Origin of the sequence: Cobetia sp. 3AK (genome assembly GCF_029846335.1) — a bacterium.
In the GTDB taxonomy this organism is placed as follows: domain Bacteria; phylum Pseudomonadota; class Gammaproteobacteria; order Pseudomonadales; family Halomonadaceae; genus Cobetia; species Cobetia marina.
The window spans coordinates 142,560-165,805 of the sequence record NZ_JARWKR010000009.1; the positions used below are offsets into that span (position 1 = coordinate 142,560).

Sequence of the window (23,246 nt, forward strand, 5' to 3'; positions counted from 1 at the left end):
ATGGTGAGTCGATGGCCTACGACCGTCCCTGGAAGTCGTTTCAAGAGCAGTTGAGCCTGCTCATTGAGCGCGGGATGCAGGTCGGCGATGAAAGCGCCGCTTTGGAATACCTGGAGCACGTCGGTTATTACCGACTAAGCGCTTATTGGTATCCCTTCCGGGTCTTCGAGACGGCCGGTAATGACCAACATGACCGGCCAATCACCCAGGCAACGGATCAGTTCGTTCCCGACACCCAGTTCATCGATGCGGTGCGGCTATATCTCTTCGATAAGGAGCTTCGGCTGCGCCTGACCGATGCCCTGGAACGTATCGAGATCGCGCTGCGAGTGGATATCGCCTACCTATTGGGCGAGAGCGATGCCTTCGCACACCTGCATCGCGCCACCTTCCATCCCTCCTTCGCCCGCCGAAAATCCGGTCGTGACCCGCGCGACAGCTTCGAGAAGTGGCAGGAGCGCTGCGAGGGGATGGAGCGACGCTCAAAGGAGGACTTCGTCAAGCACTATCGGAAAAAGCACGGGTCGCGGCTGCCGATCTGGGTCGCCGTCGAGACTTGGGACTTCGGCACCCTCTCCCAGCTCTTCGCCATGATGAAGGTGCCAGACCAGATACGGATCGCTCTGAAATACGGCATTCAGGACTGGAAGGTTTTCCAGAGTTGGCTTCGCTCGCTGAATTACCTGCGTAACGTCTGCGCACACCACAGCCGGCTCTGGAACCGCAATGTCATTGACCAGCCAAGGCTGCCCAAGCAAGGTGAGGTACCGTGGTGCGATGAATTCAGGGACGCAAAGCGCCTTGCCCGCCCCTTCCTGCTATTGAGTATCGTGCGGCACATGGCGTTGATGGTCTGCCCCGAAACCGAATGGCATCGACGCCTACAGGCACATCTGGAGGTTTTCCCGGTGCCTCATTCCAGGCGAGGGCTAACGCTGGAGGACATGGGAGCTCCACCGGGCTGGGAGCGCTGGTGGGCATGATGAAGGCGGGAGCACACAAACAAGAACCCCCGCGTAAGCTCGTGAGAGCCAAGAGGCGGGGGCCGTGTTGGTATCCATGGTAGAGCATCGCCTTGGGTGAGGCAACGCTCTTCTCCAACAAACGCAAGGAGGCGCCTGATGGCCATTGAGCAAGGAATCTGGAAGCTGGCAGGTACTGCAGGCGAGATGCCGCAAAAGCTGCGGCCCACTGGGCTAGCTGACGAGGGGCAGCTAGAGGAGCAGATCATGCAGGATGTCTCGATCCTCAATCGGGACTGGTTGTTGATTGGGCGACAGGTACGCACGGACTTCAACAAGCTGATCGATCTGCTGGCAATTGCTGCCGACGGCACAGTTATCGTCATCGAACTCAAACGCGACAAGACACCCCGCGACGTGGTGGCTCAGGCCATCGACTATGCCTCCTGGGTCGTCACCTTGGCCGACTACCAGCTGGTAGAAATCTACCAAGCCTTTGCCGAACGTTATCATCGCCCTCATATATCTCTCGAGGACGCCTTCGAAGCCAAGTTCGGCATTACATTGAACAGTGTCACCCTCAACGAGAATCATCAACTAGTCGTCGTGGCCACCCAGCTCGACGCCAGCAGCGAGAGAATCATCAACTATCTCAACGAACATGCCCAGCTCTCGATCAACGCCATGTTCTTCAGCGCCTTCGAGGACCAGGGAAATCATTATTTGAGTCGTGCCTGGATGATCGACCCGGACGAACCACCCCTGCCTGTCACACGCAAAGCACGCAAGGAGCCTTGGAATGACGAGTTTTACGCCTCCTTCGGTGATAACCGTCCATGGGAGTTGGCACGACGCTATGGCTTCATTGCCGGTGGTGGCGCTGCCTGGTACTCGAAGACCCTCGCTATGCTCTCAGAGGGAGACCGAGTCTGGGTCAACATCCCCAAGACCGGCTACCTAGGCGTGGCTGAGGTGAGCGGAGAGCGTTGCCGAGGCGAGCATTTCATGGTCCAGACCGATCAAGGGATTCAGAGACTTCAAGACATTGCTACAGCTGCCGCGTACCCACAGCTCCATCGGACCTTCGATGAAGAGGATGAGGAGACAGCGGAGTATCTCGTGCCAGTCCGCTGGATCGCTTCGCTCAGTGCCTCGCAAGCATTTAGCGAAGTCGGTCTGTTCGGTAATCAAAACACTATCTGCAAGCCCACAACACCAAAATGGGAGCATACCGTGACGAGATTGAAACAAACATGGGATATAGACTGAGTATTATATCGTCGCTGGAATCAATGTGTCAGCTACAAGTACGCAAGCGCTAACGTGATAGTTTGGCCGACGACAATTTACCCAAACTTTCCAAATCAAATCAAGGTTTAAGCGCAATAACTAAAGCCAATATAGTTATTGCGCCTTCAAGCAATCATCAGATTATGTATTCATCATCTATATACAGAATCAGACACATATTGGTTGAAGTTAATCATAGCTTCATGTTGAACAGGCACGCATCCAAACATATTCCCGCACCACGCCTCTCCCACGATACGATACCCGTCACCACTAGGCTCCAATGAAGCTCTAAAGGCTATATCAGTATCTCCATTGAGTGGATTATAAGTCTCCATATAATCCGATGTGACATGCTGAAGCTTATATCCAGAATTATTCAATATCCATCTTCTAGCCGCACTCCACATTTTCTGACATTCGGTTTTCTCGTAGCAAACTGGAATAGATTTTTTATATTCTGCAAGCTGAGCTGGTGTGGAGTGCCCTGATGTAACACATCCACCTAAAAGCATACTAATACTTAAAGCGCTTAATATCTTGACCATTACCCCTCCTAGCTAAAAAACTAAAATTTGAGGTTAGACGAGATACACTATATTATCAACACCAAATATCAGCTTATCGTTAAAGCACAGTTGGCTTCCATGAAGAGATAATTTACCAAACAACCTCTCGTGCCTCACTACGTGCATAACCGATGATTAAATTCAAAATTCACTTAACCAACAGTTACGAATTATCAAACTCATTCACCGTAACCTGGATACCGCAGGTGCTGCGCTTATTGCTTGAATTCAGGATCCTCTGCCTTGTATATATCTAGGTAGTCCCTTCAGTGAAGATAAACACTTTGCATTTCACACCACGCATCTTTTAAGCTCACCTTAAAAACTTCCTCATAGGATGAGAAAGAAAAGTCCATGCTGATGTAACCAGACCCTGTCCCGTACGAGCCGAGGTGTTGAAAATCATGATAACCATCACTATCGTAGCGATTGCGCCCAGATTTTGACTTGTAGCTTATCTCTGCCTCGCAATAAACATCTACATTTATACTAGAACCTCCCCTATAATCAGTCTCCAAACTGTAATCCATATCCACTTCACAGCTATCATAAAACCCGCTAGCATAACTCTCGTCACAGGCAAGATTTGCCATATTTACTGATATGCAAACTGCTGCCCCACTATCGTACTCAGTTTGACAACTTTGGCCTGAGGCACCGTTGGCACGTAGTTCAGCTTGACGTTGTGCAACAAGCTCAAGCAGCCTTTCTCTTTCCTCCACCTCCCGTGCAGACATTTCCTGGCAACGGCTACCTACTTTTTTATACCCTTCATTACAAAACCACATACTCCCCATCACATGGGCATTTTCAGGAATCGAGAGGTGGTCACATGAGTTACCCACTCTTTTAAACCCCTCATCACAAAACCACATATTCCCCATCACATGGGCATTCCTTGGAACCGAGAAGCGCGCACATGAGTTACCCACTCTTTTAAACCCCTCATTGCAAAACCACATATTCCCCATCACATGGGCATTTCTTGGAACCGAGAGGCGTTCACATGAGTCACCCACCCTTTTAAACCCCTCATTACAAAACCACATATCGCCCATGGTATGAGAGTTAGGAGGAGAGGCGTACACACTCAAAGGGAAAATGATCAAAAATAAAAACAAAGCCAGCATTGCTTTCATATTAAAACCAGTCCTTCAACAAAGGTTATCTGTAGGGTCTCGGATGTTCAATTGACTAGAATAAGCTATCCTTTGCTTGCTGCCAGAGGGCTTCTTCGTCAGTTCGTTCAGGAGCATCGAGGCAGGTGCCGACACTTGCCGAGCTGGCACGCCAGGACCAAGAGGACAACAAGCAGGCTCCCAAGGCATTTCGGGACTACGAGCCAGGCTACCTGCATATCAACATCAAGTACCTGCCACAGATGCCCGATGAGACCCAGCGGCGGTACCTGTTCGTGGCCATCGACCGCGCCACGCGCTGGGTCTATCTTGAGGTGCGCTCCAGGCAGTCAGCGAAAGACGCAGAGGGGTTCTTCCATCGCGTTATCGACAAGGCACCGTTCAAGGTTCAGAAGGTGCTGACAGACAATGGAAAGTGCTTCACCGATCGTTTCACGTCGGGCGGTGAACGTAAGCCGACAGGAAGCCATCTTTTCGACAAGGCCTGTGCACAGCATCATGTCGAACACCGGCTCATCCGTCCGGGTCACCCCCAAACCAACGGGATGGTCGAGCGCTTCAATGGCCGTATCAGCGATGTGCTGACGACTCGACGCTACGAATCGAGGGAGGATCTGGAACAGACACTCAAGCGTTACTGTTGGCTCTACAATCACTGCATCCAGCAGAAAGCATTACATCATCAGGCGCCGATATCAGCCATGAAAGATTGGCAAAAAAAGCGGCCCGAGCTTTTCCACAGGCGGGTAATCAATTAGGCGAGACCCGACACCTAGATTCATAGAATAACCGCAGCACTTTAGACCGTACGATGAGGTAGGAGGTCCAGCCCCGGTCCCCCTCTCGGCTCACTGACCAAAGTGAAGCAGCGCATGATGGCCGCCGTTGCCAGCCGACTGTGTTAGGCGTGGAGCCCACAGCAAATCAGTTACTTCATGGCACCCTTAGGTGGCGTTAGTGTCAGTCATCATTGGATCGACTCCTTGATCTGGGGCGATAAGGTACGGGGTGGTAATCTTTGGCAGCATCTCCGTCAGCCCAAATGCCGCAATAAACACCGCACGCGCGCCAAGAGTGCCGAGTAGGGAAAGATTCCCAACCGAGTCGGAATCGAGTACCGCCTGGGTAAGGTCGATGATCGGCGCTTTGTCGGCCACTGGGAGGCCGACACTGTGATTCAGGGCCACAAGTAATCAGGCCTAGTTACACTGGTCGAGCGTAGGGGCGGCTATCTACTAGCGGCACGACTGCCCAAGATCTCGGCCGAGCTGACGCAAGATCAATGGCCTGATTTGCCAGTACCTCCCTAAGAGTACCGACCTATCACTGCCACGTTAGGAAGAGTTGGATGTCATTGCCTTCAAGCTGAATATGCGGTCTCAAAACACTTCGACTTCAAACGCTCTACCGAGGTGATGAATGAACTGATGGCAAAGTACAATGAAGCACCACCCTCAATTCAATAGAGGAGTTGCACTCTTAGTCTGCATCCGCCGGTTCTTAGTAGTATCGGAGTCCACACTCTCTTCACGGCAGAGGCCCTGCGCCTTGACAATCGACCCGTTAGCCGCCAGCAGTGCTTCCCGCTTGCCGGGCCAGTTAAGGTGGTAACTTTCCTGGAGACTAGCGACGATATGGGTAGAGAGCTCCTGCCGCAGCTGATCAAAGTCGATAGTTTTACTCGCCCCTACTCATCCCGCGCTTCAGTGACACAACTGGGAAAACAGCTCAGCCGGTTGGCAATACTGTACTGACCCATATCAGAGCTATGCATTTTCAGTTTTTCCATTTCCTGGTTCTATGGATGCCGATACCCAGCGAAAAGTCTTGACGATTGGCTTTCTCGAACTCGTACTTAAACGTTCAGTCGATTTGCTGCCAGTCTTGGCCAAAATGAGAGCGTAGGCTCTCTATGGCGTTCGGCAATACACCCTCACAGGTCACGCCCAAGTATGTGGCCGCCCGTGTGATGCCCACATACAGATACTTGTCGAACAAAGCTGGGTGTAGTTCAGCAAGATGGTCAATGCCTACGAAGAACACTGCCTCAAACTCCAAGCCTTTGATGTGCTGGATATCGAACACGCGCACATTGCTTTCTTGACCAACGGCCTGGCCCTCGTGGCAGGCGATGACCTGAATGTTGTGCTCAGCCAGCGTGGCATTGAGTCCTTCGGCCATAGGTGCCACGTCGTTTTCGGTATATACAAAGATGGCGATGGATGGCAGTTGCCCGACGAAGCGTTCGATTTCGCAGATACGATCAGCGAGCCAACTAACCACGACAGTTGCATCGGTGGCGTGCTCGAGCAAGGCTGGCACAACCCCTTCGCTGTTCGTATGCTCAGGCAAGTTAGCATGCTGTTCGTTACTGTCTACCGCACGGATCATCGCGCGAGCCAGCTCGTTGAGTTGCTTGCTTTGACGATAGGATACGGTAATTTCCTTTATGTCGAAGTCGACAAAGACCCATTTCAAGTCGTCTGCGGAGCGAGCCCCCCAGGTGGTTAAGCGCTGATTGAAGTCACCACAGGCAAAAAACGATCGCAGGCGCGGATGGGTCAGTGCGGCCATGCATGCGAGCTGGATAGGCGAGAAGTCTGTCGCCTCATCCACCACAATTTGGTTGCGATAAAGCCCTAGGATGGGCTGGAGCGATGACCAAGCAGGACTATCGATGTTGCGCAGAACGTTGGGACTGATGATCAGATCACCCGCCGCACGCAAAATAGCAAGCAGCACAATGTCCAGTTCTAACGGATCAATGTCGCGGGCCCCGAGGTCCTCGCTTCGATACCAGCTGCTTGAGTGCTGGTGTTCGCGCCGGAATAACCGATAGCGCTTGGGGATCTCATCAAGGTAACGCTTGACGGGATGCACAAATCTGCGGACGTTGGTCTGCACTAGCAGGCTTTCACCCACCTCTGCGCGATCCCGTTCTGTCAGGCCTCGATCGGCTAGCCACTCGATGATCTTGCCGGTGCGAGACGATTTACTGACGATACGCTTGGATACCGCTGCACGAGCTTGTGCACGAACGGCTTGCATGTACGCGCTGAGGGCGGCGGAACGAGTCGTACGCGGGGCCGCACCGTCTTCTTCATCGTCGGCATCGAGATCGTCATACTCTTCGGTCTCAATCGCCTGTACCTGCTGTAGACTACCGATAAAATGGGCCAATTCATCCAGAAAAGCTCGATCCCGGTTGAGCTGGAGATTGAGCGAAGCCTTGATCTTACCGTCAGAGCCCTCCTTCAAGCTGACGACGAGATCCTGCACCTTGGGAAGCTCGGCTGCCAGCGATGCGAACGTAGATGCCAGCGCTCCCTCACCCGCCTGAGCCAAGATGTTATGCAGTCGTTCTCCTAGGCTCCGAACTTCTGCCGCCTTAGCTTCACAAAGCATGTTAGCGGCTTTCTGAAGCTCTTGAACATAAACATTGTACTGCCAAGTGTTGAAGTCATCGAACCATTGAATTGGGCGACCTATCGCCTCTGCACTCAAGCTTTGCAAGTCGTACTTGAGGACAAAGTTACCACTGCCAGTGGCGGTTCTAAGTATACCGAAAGTGTTCCTAGCCAATTCATACCGATAATCCTTCCATGTTCTGATTCGCATATCGGAGGCAGGAACACCCTCGCGCGCAAATGCTTCCTTGAGGTACTGCTTGAGTAGCTCGGTAGGAGTGAACATCAGCCAACTGTTGGCATGAGGGACGCCTTGCTTAGTACTGATTAACTCGACCAGCCGCTCTTCGCTCTCTTCCAAGAAGGCGGTATCGAGCTTTTGTCCTAGGCGACGGATTAATGTCGTGGTTTTACCTGTACCTGGTGGACCAAGAATCAGCAGGCGTTTGTCGAGGGGGAGCCGGAAGATTTCGTCCTGATACTGATCGAGAATCGGCTGATCCCGCAACCCCATCTTGATAATTACGCTGCGACGCACACCCTCGATGATGTTGGCCCTGACCGTTTCTTCGGCCAGCAGTTGACCTAGAATATCTTCAGTAACTTCTTCGGCGGCAACTTCGCTCGAAAGCGCACGTAGTGACTCGATGGTAAGTGGGCCAAATCGCTCGGCTTCCAGCACGGTATCGCGCGAATCCCAGCCATCGGCCTGTAGGTCAGGTCGAAGTTGGACGCGTTCTAAAACTTCAACAACGGTGTCGTTAGGCAACGTGAACTCTGTCCCTATCGCCAAGGAAGCCAAGCGCCCGACTGGGGCTCGATAACTGGCAAGATTGGGGAAACCCGAAACCGGTGCGGTTCGGCAGATGTAGTAGGTGCACTCTTCGCCTTCCTCGTCCATCACAACAATACGAGCTATTGCCGGTTCGACTGCCAGCACCTGATAGCTCTCTCGGTTGGACTGACTGATCCGATCTAGTCTCTGGATGGCCGAACAGGACGTCATTGTGTTGATACTTGCCAAGGTGTCGGAACCCTGCACTCGCCCAGCGTGAAGCTTTTTCTTGGCAGCCTTAGCGATGCTGTCGAACTGACTTAGTGTTTCAACCGCGACTCGCTCAACATATCCTCTCGACTCGTCATTCAGGTTTTTCATCATCCCTCCTTATCACTCACCCCTGTCGACCTATAATTATTTTTTAGCTGCCGCAAGAACACATTATTCTCTATTGCCCGGTTGGATTTCTTTTTCATGAAACGCTTACTGCGGCTTCGCCCTGTACTGCTAACACAATATGGAAGGAGAAAACCCTGGCGACCTTATCCTGACGCAGATAAGGGCTATGCATCTTCAGCTTTTCCAAGGGTTCGCGAGCCTCCGGGCTTCTACAGTCGTGATTAGGTATCGTGGTCGACAACTTTATCGAGGATCGAGCGCAGCTCGGAGTTGACCTCAACCTTGCAGTTGAACTGTTTAGTGTTGCGTAGGCGTAGATCGAGCGACAGGAGGCCGGGATCTTGAGCCGGGCACCATTCCTCAGGGTGTCTTTCAGGTCGTCGCCTAGCAGCCGGCTGACGTTGTTGATGATTTCCATTAACCTGCCCTTTCATCAAATCGGCAACACTGACCACGGCTACCGCACGGCGCTTACCGCTGGGGCGAGCTCCGTCTCATAGTATTGCGCCATGGCGTCCTGCCTTGGCGAGAAATGCATATCTGAATATAGGAAATTTCAAGAAACCTAATGATAGCCGAGTCGAGACACGCGCGAGAAGGAATCGTTAGTTCAACGCGACACCCTGCGTCGCATTAACGAGACAATAAGCTCGATATCGAGCGCGTCTCGCCGTGCCCTCTCCTCTATCGAGCCCACCTTTATGTCGGAAATTTCCGCGCCATTCGCTAACTCTTACGCGCCCTGTTTGACTGAACTGATACCGAGCTTCATAAAATTCATACGCCTACGTAAGACATTGCCAACAAACCCCAAAATCCACTTTCCCCAGCCCCACGGGAAATTTCCTCCCAAGCCCGGAAAATTCCGGTTTTACTGACCCACTCCATCGCTAACTCACTGATTTATATATAAACTGGTGATAAGGGAGGCTCTGCTTCACGCTCACATTCAGGGATATAAAAAACTAATGTTGCACTGCAGCATCAACAGGCGTAAGACTGTCATGAGGTTCCTTTACGTGGAGAGCACAATGACTCAACAACCTGCCTGGTCTGAGTTGGTCCCGACGACACCTGCCGCGATGTTCGATGTCTGGAAGCTGGGGACGACGTCGGTGGAGATGTGGTCGACGGCGATGTCGACCATCATGTCGCGCACGCAGTTGTGGGGGACGCAGTCGCCGCTGGACCCGAAGATGATCGCGGAGAACCAGAAGATGGTGTCGGAGAAGATCGCCGCCAGCTGGGAGATGTGGTTCGTGATGCAGAAGGCGTGGATGAACGCGATGTCGGGTGGCAAGGTCGTGCCGTGGTGGACGACGGGCACGCAGTTCATCAAGCCGCTGCACAAGCGCACGACGGCCAATTCACGGCGTCTGTCGTGAGTCTGCGATACCCTTGCGCGAGCCTGGCGAGATGATGGATGAGAGCGAAGACCAGTGGCGGTGGGCGGATGACGCTCACCGCCACTGGCGTTATGGGCGAGAGGTCACCCTTGAGTGGCGGAGATGGCTGTGCGGCTGGCTTGCGTGTCCAGGCAGGCTTGCCAGATGCGCTCCGCGACTTGTTGTTTGTGCTCGGCATGCCGAAACAGGCAGATATCCAGCGGAGCGGTGTGGCGGTCATCCCCGACGATGCGCAGGCGACCGGCGTTGAGTTCATCCCGTACGGCGCGCTCCGGTACCCAGGCGATGCCGCTACCGGCCAGGGCCCCGCGCTTGAGCACGTCTGACATCGAGCATTCGTAGCAGAAGTTGAGGCGTGCCGAGAGGGATTCCCGATTGAGGATCAGCGCGGTGAGTCGCCCGAGATAGCTGTCACTGGAGTAGCAGAGGTACGGTTGCGGAGTGTCGCTTTCCAGCGAGAACAACGCCTGCCCTGCCTCATCCACTGCACTCACCGGCACGAGACGCTCGGACTCCAGCACGATGGAGGGATAGCGCACCATGTCGGTGAGCGTCGGCAGCAGTGGGCTGTTGTAGGCGAGCATCAGATCACAGTTGCCGCTGATCAGCGCATCGACACAGCCGGCGACGTGGTCCGGCACGATACGCGCCTTGAGCTTGCCCAGTCGAGTCTGGAGTTGTTCATGCCAGTCGACGAAGAAGCTGACCGCCAGCGTGTGGGAGGCGGAAATCGACACCACCTCTTCGATCTTGGGCACGAAGCCCAGTGCTTCTTCCCGTCCGACCCGCAATACCGAGAGCGCATCCTGCGCCGTCCGCTGGAAGGACTCGCCGGCCGGTGTCAGCCCTACCGGAAACAGGCTGCGATCAATCAGGGTGGCGCCCACCCAGTATTCCAGATTGCGTATCCGGCGGCTGAAGGCCGGCTGAGTCACGTTGCGCAACTCAGCCGCGCGCGAGAAATTGCGCGTGACGGCCAGCGTGAGGAAGTCTTCCAGCCAGTTCATTTCCACGGCGATTTCCTGGAGTGAGGCATGTAGCGCCGCAGTATAGCGTGGCTGGTCTTCCTGTCCTCTTGCATGCCTTCCTTCCTTCCTTCCTTCCTTCCTTCCTTCCTTCCTTCCTTCCTTCCTTCCTTCCGCGTAGTCAGTGCTGTCTGTTTCCCTCGCTGTTTTCACAGCGCTACATTCTCCACCTCGACGTCTTTGGCACGAGGTCATCGGCACGAGGTCATCGGGCTATTGCGCCAGGGCAATGCAGCGGCGTGCCAGTATCTCCGAGGGGTCCAGCAAGGCCACGCGCTCACGCAGCGCTTTCGGCAACTCGATCAGCGGCAGCTCCGTACAGCCCAGAATGACCACCTCTGCCCCCTGTGCCAGCAGATGCTCGATGGCGGCTTCCAGCATCAGACTGCATTCGCCTGAGGTGTGGCCCGCCTTGACACCCTGCTGCCCGTAGATTGCGTCCATCACGCAAGCCTGATGGGAGGCGTCCGGCACCAGCGTCTCACGCCCCGAGGCTTCGAGGATGTCGTGGTAGACCCGACTGGCCACGGTGCCACTGGTCGCGAGCAGCCCGACCCGCGCCACCGGCGTCTCCCGCGCGGCGATATGATCAACCACCGCCGTCAGCATGTTGATGATCGGGATGCCGATATAGGGCTGGATACGCGCCACGAAGGCATGCGCGGTATTGCAGGGAATCGCGATGGCATTGGCACCGTCCGCTTCCAGTCGCTGACAGGTGGCGAGCATCGGGATGCTCGGGTCTTCCCCGTTGCCGATCAGATTGGCGGTGCGATCGGGAATCTGCGGATTCTGCTCCACCACCATCTTGAGGTGATCCTGATCGCGCTCGGCACGTGTCAGTCCCACCACCTTGCGCATGAAGTCCACCGTCGCAGCGGGCCCGACGCCGCCCAGCACACCCAGCTTGAACTGTCGCCCTTCCTGCTCGCGATCATGTCCCAGCGCGTACTCGGCGTAGATTCGATTGGAATCCAGCAACGGCACCGGAATCAGGGGCTGCAGCGAGGCCATCATCACCGGGATCTCGCTCAGGCCCGGCACGATGATCTCGGCACCCTGACGAATGAGATCATCGCAGGCTTCCATCAGCTGCTGCAGACATTCACCGCCATGATGGCCGCTCTTGATGCCGGTCGGACCATAGATGGCCTCCATCAACACCTCGCGCTGCACGCGCGCCTCCGGATAGAGCACCTCGAGACCCGCGCCGGGCTCGGCACCTTCCGATCGGGACATGGGCTCAGATACGGGCCCGGACAGACGGCGCGTGAAGATGCCCGAGGCGCGCACGTAACTTGAGGTCAGCACACCGATCTTGCGAACGTCAGGGTACTCGCGGCGTATGCGGTCCTGCAGGGCCTCGAAGATATCCACCACGTTCACGCTGATTTCCGGGGTGATCTCGGCCAGGAAGGTATGCGAGAGAAAGCATGGCACCAGCGCATTCTCGACCTTGCCCTGCATGTCCTTGAGCACGTTGTAGACGTAGAACTTGCGGCGCAGCGGGTCATAGCCCTCTTCCGCGATGCCGGGGCCATCCTCGAAGTGACGTTGTTCGAAGGCGATGTCCACCCGGCGCGGGGGCTTGCAGTACTGGGCCGCACGCACGGTCTTGAGCAATACATCCGCGCTGCCCAGCGCCCCGAGCCCGCCGACCACACCGTAGCGGGTGACGGTGTCCGGCGCGTTGCGGGGCCCGCCAGCAGCGAGCCCAGCCGCAGAAAGCCGATTGACAGAAAGCCGTGTGGCAGACGCTTCCATGGCGCGATTCTCCTGACCATCTTTGACATGCCTGTCGGCCTGAGGGCGACAGGTTCCTGGAGAAGGACGACCGGCAGCGCCTCCTGGCTGCCGGTCAGTGGGAAGTGAAGGCCACTTCCCTCCATCAGCGCGACGCTCAGCTCAAGGTCGAACGCATCACGTGCGGGGTGTTGAAGACCTCTTCATCGAGTGCTTTCTCGCTCTTGGCGACCAGACAGCTGACGGCGCAGTCGCCGGCCACGTTCAGCCCGGTACGTGCCATGTCGAGCACACGGTCGATCCCGGCGATGATGGCAACCCCTTCCAGCGGCAGGCCGACGGAGGTCAGCACCAGCGAGAGCATGATCAGCCCCGCCCCCGGCACGCCCGCCGTGCCGATGGAGCCCAGAGTGGCGGTCATGATGATGGTGACGTACTCGGTCATGCCCAGATCGACACCGTAGGCCTGGGCGATGAACAGCGCGCAGACACCCTGATACAGCGCGGTGCCATCCATGTTGATGGTCGCGCCCAGCGGCAGCACGAAGCTCGAGACGCTGCGCTTGACGCCCAGGTTCTGCTCGGCGGCCATCATGGTCACCGGCAGGGTGCCGGAGCTTGAGGTGCTGGTGAAGGCGAGCATGATCGGCTCGACACTGCCCTGGAAATACCGCACGGGATTGAGGTGCGCGAGGAAGCGCAGCAGGCCGCCATACACCACCACGGCGTGCACGATGCAGCCCAGATAGACGATGGCGATCACCTTGGCCAGCGGCGCGAGCATCGCCAGCCCGTAGGTCCCGGCGACCCAGGCCATCAGCGCGAAGACACCGTAGGGCGTGAAGGCGATGACGATGCTGGTCATTCGATAGATGATTTCCGCCGCGGACTCGAAGAACACGCGCACCGGACGCGCCTTCTCCCCGACCAGCGTGATGGAGAGGCCGAACAGGATCGCGAAGACGATGATCTGCAGCACATTGCCCTCGGCGAAGGCCTCGACGGCATTGGTCGGCACCAGGCCAAGCAATGTCTCGACGGCAGTCGGCGCTTCCCGCACCTCGACACCGGTGGCGCTGCCCAGGTCGATGCCCACGCCCGGCTGGAAGAGAGCCGCCAGCCCCAGGCCGATGGTGATCGCCACCGCCGTCATGCCCAGATACAGCCCCAGTGTCTTGAGGCTCAATCGCCCCAGGCGGGAAAGGTTGTCGAGTGATGCCACACCGGTGACCAGCGAGACGAAGACCAGCGGCACGATCAGCATCTTGATCGCGCGGATGAACAGATCCCCCAGCGGCTTGATGTCGGCGGCGATATCGGCGCGGCCGGTCTGGTTGAGCAGGATGCCCAGCCCAAGGCCCAGCACCAGTGCAATGAAGATCTGTTTCCAGAGCGGCAAGCCTCTCCACGGGGACAGCAAGCGCGCGATAGGACCAGAGGTACGCGAATCGCGCTCGGCGAACGAATCAGTATCAGCCATGAGGTAAACCCTGCTTGTCATTGTTGTTTGCTGCGCGTTGAGGCGACGCAGAATGCGGGGTCATGGTGATACAGCGCGAACAGGTCCGACCAATTCTTTATTTTGATTTTCCATGCAAGATTTGCATGACGATGCCGCGATGGGGCTCGACGGGCAGTGAGAAGGTGCCAGAAACGCGAGAACCCCGCTCCAGGAACGGGGTTCTGATCAGACATTGCCGGCGACAACAGGCACGCAGGCCGTGTCATCCAGTGTCGCCGAGTTTCAAGACCGAGTTTCAAGACCGAGTGTTCAGCCGTGCAGACGGAAGTGACAGGTTCGGGATCGACACGTCAGGCGTCCGGCAGGCCAAGCGCTTTCTGCACGGCAGGCCAGGCGGGTTCGCCATCTCGAGTGGTCACGCCTTCCAGCCAGCCCTTTACCTTGGCGGGATTGGCCTTCATCCAGGTGCCAGCCACCTCTTCCTGCGGGCGCTCTTCCTTGCCAAAGCCATAGATCAGCTCGCTCTGCTCCTCGGAGGTGAAGGCGATCTGGTCCAGGAAGACGGAGGCGTTGGGATGCGCTTCGGACCATGCCTTGTTGGCCAGGGTCTTCACGTCACTGGCGCCGCCACCCGGGCCCCACAGGTCCTTGGGGTCCTCCAGGAAGACCATGTCGTATTCGACCCCCATCCAGTGCGGGGTCCAGCCGACGAACATGACCCACTCATCGCGCTTGATGGCATTGGCCACCGTCCCCAGCATGCCGGCGGTGGAGGATTCCTTGAGGTCCCAGTCACCCAGGCCATAGATGTCTTCGTCGACGGCACGGTTGGCGATCTCGCTGGAGCCCGAGCCGATCTCGATGGAGTAGATGGTCTTGTCGAACTTGTCGGCGAATTCCGGCTTGTCGACATCGTTCAGTGAGGTGACGCCGGCTTCGGCCACATAACGCGGTACGGCGAAATTGGCTCGCGCGCCGTTCACGTTGTTGCCCAGATCGACCATGGCGCCTTTTTCCATCGCCGCGTTGTACATGGTGCTCTGCCCCGGCAGCCAGGCGGCCAGGTAGACATCCACTTCCCCGAGCGAGATGCCTTCATAGGTGATCTGCGCGCCCAGCTGACGCGTGGTGGGGGAATAGCCCAGCGCCTCGAAGATCTCGGAGGCGATTTCGGTCTTCATGGTCACGCCCGGCCACGGCGGCGCCGCGAATACCACACTGGCATCTTCCGCGGCGCTTGCCGGTGCCGAGAGGGTCGCCAGCAGCAGGCCACTGCCCGCCAGCGCCATGCGCAGCGGCAGGGGTTTCATCAGGTGGGACTTGGTGAAGGGGGACGACATAGTGGATTTTCCTCGTTGTTGTTATGGAGACGCCATTGTCATGAAAATACTGGAAACAAGCGTTTGATTGAAGACGATCTCAGTATAAATTTCACTTCTGCAAAACGCACTTCCCGCAAAGAAATCACAATACGAGCAGACAACGCTTACCTTAAGCGCGATCGTTGGATCGATACAAGGTTCAGCGGCCAACGACGCGCATGAAAAAGCCCCCGCCATTGAGGAAAAATGACGGGGGCTTTTCATGACGATATGGCGCTGATGGTCAGACGCTGACAATCAGAAGCTGGCGATCTCTTCCGGACGCAGGAAGCGACATTCGCCGGGTTCCAGCTCCGGGTCCAGCTCCACGTCGCCGATGGCTTCGCGGTGCAGGGCTTCGACATGATTACCGATGGCCGCGAACATGCGCTTGACCTGGTGATAGCGGCCTTCGGTGATCCACAGCAGCCCCACGGTGGCCGTTTCCATCTCCAGGCGTGCCGGACGCGTCGGCTTCTCTTCGCCATCCAGCATCAGGCCGTGTTCGAAATCTTCCACCGCACGCGCCAGCTCATCCCCTTCCAACGGGCGCGCCAGGGTCACGCGATAACGCTTGGCACAGGCTTTCTTGGGTGAGGTGACGCGGTGGTTCCACTGGCCGTCATCCGTCATCAACACCAGACCGGTGGTGTCGACATCGAGACGCCCGACGATGCTCAGGCGCTCGACATTGGGCAGCTCGATCAGGTCGTGCGCGCGCTCGTACAGGCCCGGCTTGGTGGTGCATTCGACATTGGCCGGCTTGTGGAGCATCAGATAGCGCAGGCCCATCAGTTCCAGGTGCTCGCCGTTCCATTCGACGCGCATGCCATCCTTGACGGCACGCGCGGTGTTCTTGACTACCTCACCATCCACGGTGACATCGCCGCGATGCACGACCTTCTTGGCATCGCTGCGGCTGAGATCCGTGGTTTCGGTAAGGAATTTGTCCAGGCGCATCAGGCCTCCAGAGTGAAATGATCGGCGTCCATCCACGCCGGAAACTTGGTTCGAAACTCGTCGAGGGCGCCGCGTTCAAGCGTCACCGTCTCGATGAAGGGCTGGTCTGGCGCGGGGTCGAGGATGGGCTCGCCCTTGAAATCGCAGACCATGGAATCGCCGGTATAGTGCAGCCCGTTGGCATCGTCACCCACTCGGTTGACGCCCACCACATAGGCCAGATTCTCGATGGCGCGCGCTTGAAGCAGGGTGCGCCACGGGTGACGCCGCACGCCCGGCCAATTGGCCACGCACAGCAGCAGGTCATATTCGAAGGCGCTGCCGGTGGCACACTCCGCCGCGCTCATGCCGCCAATCACGGGGCGTTGACGCAGCCAGGTCGGGAAGCGCAGGTCATAGCAGACGGACAGCTGGATCCGGAAGCCGTTGAGCTCGACGATCACCCGCTCATTGCCCATGCCATAACGCTCATGCTCGCCTGCCATGCGAAACAGATGGCGCTTGTCGTAATGTCTCAGCTCACCACTCGGCGTGGCCCACAGCATGCGGTTGTAGCACTCGTCTCCCTCGAGTACCGCAATGCTGCCCGTCATCACGCAACCGCGCGCGACAGCCTGCGCCTTGAGCCAGGCGACACTCTCGCTGGTCTCCATCGGCTCGGCCATCTCACGGGAATTCATGGTGAAGCCGGTGGCGAACATCTCGGGCAGCACGATGAGGTCGGTCAGGGCATTGTGGCCGTCAGATCCGGCCGTCAGGCCAGCGGCGTCCAGCTGCGCGCCCAGCAGGCGACAGTTCTCTGCCGGGTCTTCCCAGCGCAGATCGGCCTGCACCAGGCTGACACGCAACTTGCCTGCGTCTTCCCACGTTGCTGATGGATTCGTCACTGTCATGCCGTCTCCCTGATCCTCGGTCATCTTGCCCTCATGCCGCCCTCCCGGGACACGCCTTGCGGGTAATGGAGGGCGTGAGGCCTGCATGCCATCGCGAGCATGAATGCGCCCATTCTACCGTCTGTGGCGCTCAGATGTGAGAGGCAATGCGGGAACTGGCCCACAACTCCGCGCGGCTCAGCCAGCGGATGTGTGCATGAGTCGCCGATGATATATTGACCATCGACATGCTGCCGCGGCCTGAAGGCGCGACGCAGGCCATCGCTTCCCCTTATGCTGATGTTGCGCGGGGCTTGATGCCGGCTCCGTCAGCGCCGGCTGATGAAGCCCGGCGCATGGACCTCGGTCCGCCTGTCGCCCACGCGCGCTGTCACCCCCACTCATTCGTGCTCCAGGAGCCCTGCATGCCTCAGCTTCGCTTCCATGGCGTTACCCCCGCCCGTCTCGCCCCCGTCTCGCGCACGCTTGTCGACCAGCTCAGTGAGGCCACGGCGACGCCGCGCGATGAGTTCACGCTGGAGTGCATCAGCACGCAATATGTCTTCGACGGCCAGACGGTGGATGCCTTTCCCTTCGTCGAGGTGCTGTGGTTCGAACGCGGCCAGCAGGTCCGTGACGTCTGTGGCGAGGCCATCCACCAGGCAATGCGCGAAGCCGGCTACCCCGAGGCCGAGACCTTCTTCCTCGCGCTGAGCCCCTCGGGCTACTACATCGCGGGCAAGCCACTGGCTCAGGATGGCGAGAGTGACTCGCGATGAGCCAGGCGCAGAGCACGCTAGAAAGTGATGAAGCGGCAGCCCTGGCCCGTCGCGAAGGCCTCAAGGGGGTCGGCTACGGCCTGACGGCCTATGCCATGTGGGGCTGCTTTCCGCTGTACTTCGCGCTGTTTTCCGGCATCCCCGCCTGGGAGGTGTTGCTGCACCGCATCCTGTGGAGCTGCGTGTTTCTCATCCTCCTGATCAGCCTGCTCAAGCGCTGGTCACCGATTCGCAGCGCATTGTCCAGGCCACGGCAACTATGGCCGGGGCTGGCGTGTGCCTTGTTGATCGCGGCCAACTGGGGGATCTACATCTTCGCGGTGGAGCAGCATGAAGTGCTGCAGGCAAGTCTCGGCTACTTCCTGACGCCATTGGTCAACGTGGCGCTGGGCATGCTGGTGCTCAAGGAACGCCTGACTCGCCTGCAGGGCGTGGCGCTGGGGCTGGCGGCGCTGGGCCTGAGCCTGCAGTTTCTCAATCTCTCCGAGCTGCCCTGGATCACACTCTCGCTTGCGCTGTCCTTCGGCACCTACGGGCTGCTGCGCAAGCGTGTCGCGCTGGATGGCCTGTCGGGGCTGTTCGTCGAGACGCTGATGCTGGCGCCCCTCGCCCTGCTGTTGATCGCGGGTCTGTGGCAAGCAGGCGAGTCACGCTTTCTGGCCACGGGCATCGGCCCGCTGGAGCTGCCCGCCAGCGTGCTGCTGATGTCCAGCGGTATCCTGACGGCGCTTCCGCTGCTGGCCTTTGCCGGCGCGGCACGCCGCCTGCGCCTCGCCACCGTCGGCTTTCTGATGTACATCAACCCGAGCATGCAGTTCGCCATCGCGTTGCTGGTATTCCACGAGACCTTGCAGCCCTCGATGCTGCTCACCTTCGTGTTGATATGGTCAGGGCTGGCGCTCTATTCGACCTCGACCCTGCTGGCACATCGCGCCGAAAGCCGCAGCCGACGGGCACTCAAGGGCGGCACCTCGTGACGCCTTGCCAGCCCACCGACACTCCAGGAGGCCATTGATGCCGGACACGGCTGACGATACCTGGCGCGCGCGACTGCTGCGCTTTCTCCCCCGCCTGATCGCCTTCGCCTGGCGCGTGCTGGGCCAGTTCATCGCCAATCGTGGCGTACTGCTGGCGGGGGGAGTGGGCTACAACATCCTGCTCTCCAGCGTGCCGTTGTTCGCCCTGAGCTGCGTATTGCTGACGCATCTGGTCGATGAGTCACGTCTGATGAGCATCATCGCCATCCAGGTCCAGCATCTGGGACCCGGGCAGGAGGACGTGCTGCTGGATGCCGTGCGCAAGCTGCTGGACAACCGTGACGTGATCAGCTGGATCGGGATGGGAGGCTTGCTGTTCTTCGCCGGGCTGGCCTTTCGCATGCTGGAGGATGCCATCGCGCTGATCTTTCATCAGCACCCGGTGATTCGCAAACGCAGTGCCTGGATCTCGGCCCTGCTGCCCTATGCCTTCGTGATGGTACTGGGGGCCGGCCTGCTGGCACTGACTCTGCTGGTGGCACTGGCCTCGGCGATGAATGATGCCCTGACCCTGCTGACGGGTATCGAGGTCACCCTCGGCGAAGCGGGCAGTGAAGTGATCTACCTGATCAGCATCGTCGGCATGTTCGGGCTGTTCAGCGCCATCTACAAGATCCTGCCCCAGACACGCGTCTCCACTCGCCGTGCACTGGTCGGCGGGCTGGTCGCGGCGACCCTGTGGGAGCTGACTCGTCTGGCGCTGAGCTGGTACTTCACTCACCTGTCCTTCGTGGGCGCCATCTATGGCTCGCTGGCCACCTTGATCGTGTTGCTGCTGGGCCTGGAGGTTGGCGCCATCATCCTGCTGCTTGGCGCTCAGGTGATCGCGGAACTCGAGCAATGCTCACGCGAGAACATCCGCTGGTACCGCACGCCCAGCCGTACCCCTCTGACGCGTCTGCAATCCCGTCGCAACGCCATGCAACATGCCGGGGCGATCAGCGAAGAGGAACTGCCAACCGATGAGCCAGATGACGCGAAAAGGCCCGACGAACGCTGACCGGAATGGAAGCGGATGGAGATAGGGCTAGAGAGAAATGGAAAGAGAGATAGAGAGATAGAGTGTTAGGAAAAAGAGAGAGAAAAAAGAGAGATACCACGCAAAAAACCGCCCCTCAGGGCGGTTTTTTCATTGGCGCAACCCCCTGCTGAGGGGATGAACCTTCACGCGACAGCTGCCTCACCCGAAAGAGCCGAGGGCAGCTGGCGAGCGTCTCAGCTGTCGAGAGACGCCTCAAGGGTGATCTCGGCAGTGAACAGCTTGGAGATCGGGCAGCCGGCCTTGGCCTTCTCGGCGGTCGCCTGGAAGTCCGCGTCACTGATGCCCGGCACCTTGGCCTTGGTCACCAGCGCGATCCTGGTGACGCTGAAACCGCTGTCATCCTTGTCCAGATGCACGGTCGCGCGGGTATCGATGGCGCTAGGCTCATGGCCTGCCTCTCCCAGCATCATCGACAGCGCCATGGAGAAGCAGCTGGCATGTGCTGCGCCGATCAGCTCTTCAGGATTGGTACCCGCGCCATCTTCGAAACGCGTATTGAAACCATAGGGCTGATCCTTGAGGGCGCCGCTTTCACTGCTGACGGTACCTTTACCCTGCTTGACGCTACCTTCCCAATGCGCGGAACCGGTTTTCTTGATCGTCATGCATGTCTCCTTGACTGGGTGAACTCTCAGGGGGCCGTTGCCCTCTCCCCATCACATTGTCATGCCAGGCGACGACTTCAAGGGCCCGACACCAGATAACCGCCCTGACCACCGGATACGCAAGCCACCTCACCTGCCAGCGATGCAGGAACGTCAGCGAGAGTTGATTTCTCGTCATCTGCCCCGATCTCTCTTCCATCAGCGTCCAGTACAGCGCAACGTCTGGATGTCTCTTGCACAACGAGCAAGCACTCATTGACTTGCTCACGGAATGGCCTGGCCCATGCTCCACGCCGTTTCCCCAAAGGAGCACTCGACATGTCATTCACGACCCCCTCCCCCTTCCGAGCAGGCGCTTCACGCAAGACGCGCTACGGTGTCGGCATCGCCGCCGTGATGCTGGGCTGCCTGAGCCTGTCACCGGCCTATGCCTTCGACGAGATGAATACCGAGACGGGAGTCAGTGGTGCCGCTGCCTCCCAGCACTCCTCGAACGGCGAGCCGACCACCAGCCACTCCACGCGTACCGCTGAGGATTCCCGCGACAATGGGGCGAACTACCAGCAGCACCAGCAGCCCGAGGCCAGCCAGCAATCCAAGGATGAGGCCAAGCGTCAGGTACAGAAGAGCCTCGACGGCGGAGATATCGGAAGCCAGGGGGGGCGACATGCCAATACTGGCCAGGCCAAGCCGACCGAGAACTGGTTCGGCTGCCCACCTTCCGGCGGCAAGCAGACTGCCCAATGTGACGGCAAGTGATCGCCCGGACTGAGCCCTCGCGCTAGACACGATTCCCGCGGATGAAACAGGCCCCGCAACCCTGGGTTGCGGGGCCTGTTTCGTTGCATGCACATGCGTGGGTGCAGGGCATGTGCATGGAAAGCAGTACACCGTTGCCACAATATGCAGCAACCGTGAAGTGATTACGAAAATCCCTTGATATTCAGGAAATTACGCAATCAAGTTGTCGAAACGACAACACTCTCCTTCCAGTGATCCCGCTTGTGACACCCCACCTCGGCAGGCACGATATATCGCATACAGATGATCCGTCGATCATCCCTCAAGGCCACTGCACGGCGTCTGCATGACGCCAGCACTGCATCGATTTCCGTCTTGTTCAGTACGCAGTCAGTGCAGGTCCCACGACCGGATACGACAGCGGAGTCATCTCCGCAGGAGAGTTACGCATGACAGACACCAAGACACTGTTCACCGCCCACACGCTTGGCGAGCTTGAGCTTCGCAATCGCCTGGTGCTCGCGCCGATGACCCGTACCAGCGCCCAGGAGGATGGCCTGGTCCACTTCGACATGGTCGATTACTACCGCGATTTCGCGCGCGGCGATTTCTCGTTGTTGGTCACCGAGGGCCTGTACACCGATGAGGCCTTCAGCCAGGGCTACGCCAATCAGCCGGGACTGGCCACTCAGGCCCAGCAGGACAGCTGGCGCCCGGTGGTCGAGGCCGTGCATCAACAAGGCGGCCGACTCATCGCCCAGTTGATGCATGCCGGTGCCCAGACTCAGCACAACCGCTTCAAGGATGAGGTGGTCGCACCCTCAGAGAGCCGGGCCAGTGGCGAGATGCTCAGCTTCTACGGCGGCTCCGGCCCCTTCCCGCTGGCTCGCGAGATCAGCGAATCGGAGATTCACGAGGTCATCGCCGGCTTTGCCACCAGTGCTCGCCTGGCCAAGGAAGCTGGCTTTGACGGGGTCGAGCTGCACGGTGCCAACGGCTACCTGATCCACCAGTTCATCAGTGAGCGCTTCAATCAGCGCGACGATGCCTGGGGCGGCGATGCCACTGCCCGGCTGGCCTTCCCGCTCGCGGTGATCCGCAGTGTGCGTGAGGCCGTCGGCGACGACTTCCCACTCGGCATGCGGCTGTCGCAGGGCACCGTGACCGAGCCGGACCTCAGCTGGGCCGGTGGACCTGACGCGGCTCGTGCGCGCTTCTCGCACCTGATCGAGGCTGGCCTGGACTTCCTGCACCTGACGGGTGGCGATGTCGCCGCGCCCGCCTTCCCCGAGGCAGCGAATGCTGACGAGCGCTCGCTGAGCCTGACGGCGCTGGCCGACCAATCGCGCAAGGCACTGGAGTCAGATATCACGCTGATCACCAATGGCGGCGTGGACAGCTCTGAGAAGGCAGTGGCGGCGCTTGAGCACGCCGACCTGGTCGCGATCGGGCGTTCGGCACTGGCCAATCACGACTGGCCCAAGCGCGTGAAACGCGACACCTGCCTGACGCCCTTCGACTTCGCGATGCTGTCTCCATTGGCCACCCTGGCCAACGAGGAAGACTGGCGCATCGCCAACGACAAGCCGGCCAACTGCGAAGGTCGCTGCTGATGTCGGCAGACTGAAGCAGGACGCAGCGGGCCCCGCCACTCAGTGGCGGGGGCCGC

The 23,246-nt window shown here is 58.4% G+C and carries 18 protein-coding genes and 1 pseudogene; 9 read left to right on the forward strand and 10 right to left on the reverse strand.

From position 1 onward, the window contains the following. Positions 1-11 precede the first annotated feature (11 nt). Both QD228_RS13615 and QD228_RS13620 read left to right on the forward strand, forming a co-directional pair. The gene (locus QD228_RS13615) at positions 12-983 is read left to right on the forward strand and encodes an Abi family protein (protein ID WP_279875877.1); all 972 of its coding nucleotides are present in this window, start codon (positions 12-14) and stop codon (positions 981-983) included. A gap of 138 nt (positions 984-1,121) precedes the next feature. Next, entirely contained in the window at positions 1,122-2,231 is a 1,110-nt protein-coding gene (locus QD228_RS13620) for a hypothetical protein (RefSeq protein ID WP_279875878.1), read from the forward strand. A 173-nt stretch (positions 2,232-2,404) separates the two neighbouring features. Here QD228_RS13620 and QD228_RS13625 read toward each other — a convergent pair whose 3' ends face one another. Together QD228_RS13625 and QD228_RS13630 are read right to left on the reverse strand one after the other, a co-directional pair. Beyond that, positions 2,405-2,800, reverse strand: a complete 396-nt coding sequence (locus QD228_RS13625; protein ID WP_279875879.1) for a hypothetical protein — start codon at positions 2,798-2,800, stop codon at positions 2,405-2,407. A gap of 287 nt (positions 2,801-3,087) precedes the next feature. Beyond that, complete coding sequence (locus QD228_RS13630; RefSeq protein ID WP_279875880.1) at positions 3,088-3,960, reverse strand: hypothetical protein; 873 nt, start codon at positions 3,958-3,960, stop codon at positions 3,088-3,090. Between the two features lie 134 nt (positions 3,961-4,094). Between QD228_RS13630 and QD228_RS13635 the strand changes: the two are divergent. Next, positions 4,095-4,718 (forward strand): annotated as a pseudogene (locus tag QD228_RS13635) (DDE-type integrase/transposase/recombinase); the annotation flags it as partial. Positions 4,719-5,823: 1,105 nt separating this feature from the next. On the opposite strand, the gene QD228_RS13640 reads toward QD228_RS13635, so the two are convergent. Beyond that, the gene (locus QD228_RS13640; RefSeq protein WP_279875881.1) at positions 5,824-8,523 is read right to left on the reverse strand and encodes an ATP-binding domain-containing protein; all 2,700 of its coding nucleotides are present in this window, start codon (positions 8,521-8,523) and stop codon (positions 5,824-5,826) included. A 1,052-nt stretch (positions 8,524-9,575) separates the two neighbouring features. On the opposite strand from QD228_RS13640, the gene QD228_RS13645 reads away from it, so the two are divergent. Then, a complete protein-coding gene (locus QD228_RS13645) occupies positions 9,576-9,929 on the forward strand; it encodes a hypothetical protein (RefSeq protein ID WP_240499551.1) in 354 nt (117 codons plus the stop codon). A gap of 104 nt (positions 9,930-10,033) precedes the next feature. Here QD228_RS13645 and QD228_RS13650 read toward each other — a convergent pair whose 3' ends face one another. The 6 genes from QD228_RS13650 to QD228_RS13675 all read right to left on the reverse strand — a co-directional run bounded on the left by QD228_RS13650 (position 10,034) and on the right by QD228_RS13675 (position 17,394). Further along, positions 10,034-10,957, reverse strand: a complete 924-nt coding sequence (locus tag QD228_RS13650) for a LysR substrate-binding domain-containing protein (protein ID WP_279875891.1) — start codon at positions 10,955-10,957, stop codon at positions 10,034-10,036. Positions 10,958-11,188: 231 nt separating this feature from the next. After that, complete coding sequence (locus QD228_RS13655; protein ID WP_279875882.1) at positions 11,189-12,739, reverse strand: amino acid racemase; 1,551 nt, start codon at positions 12,737-12,739, stop codon at positions 11,189-11,191. Between the two features lie 136 nt (positions 12,740-12,875). After that, on the reverse strand, positions 12,876-14,198 hold the full coding sequence (locus tag QD228_RS13660) for a dicarboxylate/amino acid:cation symporter (RefSeq protein ID WP_279875883.1): 1,323 nt from the start codon (positions 14,196-14,198) through the stop codon (positions 12,876-12,878). A gap of 332 nt (positions 14,199-14,530) precedes the next feature. Beyond that, positions 14,531-15,520, reverse strand: a complete 990-nt coding sequence (locus tag QD228_RS13665; RefSeq protein WP_279875884.1) for an ABC transporter substrate-binding protein — start codon at positions 15,518-15,520, stop codon at positions 14,531-14,533. A 279-nt stretch (positions 15,521-15,799) separates the two neighbouring features. Then, a complete protein-coding gene (locus QD228_RS13670; RefSeq protein ID WP_077372850.1) occupies positions 15,800-16,501 on the reverse strand; it encodes a pseudouridine synthase in 702 nt (233 codons plus the stop codon). Next, complete coding sequence (locus QD228_RS13675; protein WP_279875885.1) at positions 16,501-17,394, reverse strand: nitrilase family protein; 894 nt, start codon at positions 17,392-17,394, stop codon at positions 16,501-16,503. Before QD228_RS13675 ends, QD228_RS13670 begins: the two co-directional genes overlap by 1 nt. Positions 17,395-17,798: 404 nt before the next feature. Between QD228_RS13675 and QD228_RS13680 the strand changes: the two genes are divergently transcribed. Genes QD228_RS13680 through QD228_RS13690 form a run of 3 tightly spaced genes read left to right on the forward strand, consistent with a single transcriptional unit; the run spans position 17,799 to position 20,189 of the window. Then, positions 17,799-18,152, forward strand: a complete 354-nt coding sequence (locus QD228_RS13680; RefSeq protein WP_169477152.1) for a DUF1904 family protein — start codon at positions 17,799-17,801, stop codon at positions 18,150-18,152. Further along, positions 18,149-19,129, forward strand: a complete 981-nt coding sequence (rarD, locus tag QD228_RS13685) for an EamA family transporter RarD (RefSeq protein WP_279875886.1) — start codon at positions 18,149-18,151, stop codon at positions 19,127-19,129. Before QD228_RS13680 ends, rarD begins: the two co-directional genes overlap by 4 nt. A gap of 37 nt (positions 19,130-19,166) precedes the next feature. After that, complete coding sequence (locus QD228_RS13690) at positions 19,167-20,189, forward strand: YihY/virulence factor BrkB family protein (RefSeq protein ID WP_279875887.1); 1,023 nt, start codon at positions 19,167-19,169, stop codon at positions 20,187-20,189. Positions 20,190-20,404: 215 nt separating this feature from the next. Here QD228_RS13690 and QD228_RS13695 read toward each other — a convergent pair whose 3' ends face one another. Next, on the reverse strand, positions 20,405-20,836 hold the full coding sequence (locus tag QD228_RS13695; protein WP_077372838.1) for an OsmC family protein: 432 nt from the start codon (positions 20,834-20,836) through the stop codon (positions 20,405-20,407). 318 nt (positions 20,837-21,154) lie between these two features. Between QD228_RS13695 and QD228_RS13700 the strand changes: the two genes are divergently transcribed. Both QD228_RS13700 and QD228_RS13705 read left to right on the forward strand, forming a co-directional pair. Beyond that, on the forward strand, positions 21,155-21,595 hold the full coding sequence (locus QD228_RS13700; RefSeq protein WP_084208978.1) for a hypothetical protein: 441 nt from the start codon (positions 21,155-21,157) through the stop codon (positions 21,593-21,595). Between the two features lie 431 nt (positions 21,596-22,026). Then, on the forward strand, positions 22,027-23,190 hold the full coding sequence (locus tag QD228_RS13705; RefSeq protein WP_279875888.1) for an NADH:flavin oxidoreductase: 1,164 nt from the start codon (positions 22,027-22,029) through the stop codon (positions 23,188-23,190). Positions 23,191-23,246 lie beyond the last annotated feature (56 nt).

Coding starts and splice junctions, on each gene's coding strand:
- QD228_RS13650 (WP_279875891.1), bottom strand. CDS start 10,957: ATGAACTGGCTGGAAGACTTCCTCACGCTGGCCGTCACGCGCAATTTC.
- QD228_RS13660 (WP_279875883.1), bottom strand. CDS start 14,198: ATGGCTGATACTGATTCGTTCGCCGAGCGCGATTCGCGTACCTCTGGT.
- QD228_RS13625 (WP_279875879.1), bottom strand. CDS start 2,800: ATGGTCAAGATATTAAGCGCTTTAAGTATTAGTATGCTTTTAGGTGGA.
- rarD (WP_279875886.1), top strand. CDS start 18,149: ATGAGCCAGGCGCAGAGCACGCTAGAAAGTGATGAAGCGGCAGCCCTG.
- QD228_RS13620 (WP_279875878.1), top strand. CDS start 1,122: ATGGCCATTGAGCAAGGAATCTGGAAGCTGGCAGGTACTGCAGGCGAG.
- QD228_RS13675 (WP_279875885.1), bottom strand. CDS start 17,394: ATGACAGTGACGAATCCATCAGCAACGTGGGAAGACGCAGGCAAGTTG.
- QD228_RS13615 (WP_279875877.1), top strand. CDS start 12: ATGGCCTACGACCGTCCCTGGAAGTCGTTTCAAGAGCAGTTGAGCCTG.
- QD228_RS13655 (WP_279875882.1), bottom strand. CDS start 12,739: ATGGAAGCGTCTGCCACACGGCTTTCTGTCAATCGGCTTTCTGCGGCT.
- QD228_RS13670 (WP_077372850.1), bottom strand. CDS start 16,501: ATGCGCCTGGACAAATTCCTTACCGAAACCACGGATCTCAGCCGCAGC.
- QD228_RS13680 (WP_169477152.1), top strand. CDS start 17,799: ATGCCTCAGCTTCGCTTCCATGGCGTTACCCCCGCCCGTCTCGCCCCC.
- QD228_RS13700 (WP_084208978.1), top strand. CDS start 21,155: ATGTCATTCACGACCCCCTCCCCCTTCCGAGCAGGCGCTTCACGCAAG.
- QD228_RS13665 (WP_279875884.1), bottom strand. CDS start 15,520: ATGTCGTCCCCCTTCACCAAGTCCCACCTGATGAAACCCCTGCCGCTG.
- QD228_RS13690 (WP_279875887.1), top strand. CDS start 19,167: ATGCCGGACACGGCTGACGATACCTGGCGCGCGCGACTGCTGCGCTTT.
- QD228_RS13640 (WP_279875881.1), bottom strand. CDS start 8,523: ATGAAAAACCTGAATGACGAGTCGAGAGGATATGTTGAGCGAGTCGCG.
- QD228_RS13630 (WP_279875880.1), bottom strand. CDS start 3,960: ATGAAAGCAATGCTGGCTTTGTTTTTATTTTTGATCATTTTCCCTTTG.
- QD228_RS13645 (WP_240499551.1), top strand. CDS start 9,576: ATGACTCAACAACCTGCCTGGTCTGAGTTGGTCCCGACGACACCTGCC.
- QD228_RS13705 (WP_279875888.1), top strand. CDS start 22,027: ATGACAGACACCAAGACACTGTTCACCGCCCACACGCTTGGCGAGCTT.
- QD228_RS13695 (WP_077372838.1), bottom strand. CDS start 20,836: ATGACGATCAAGAAAACCGGTTCCGCGCATTGGGAAGGTAGCGTCAAG.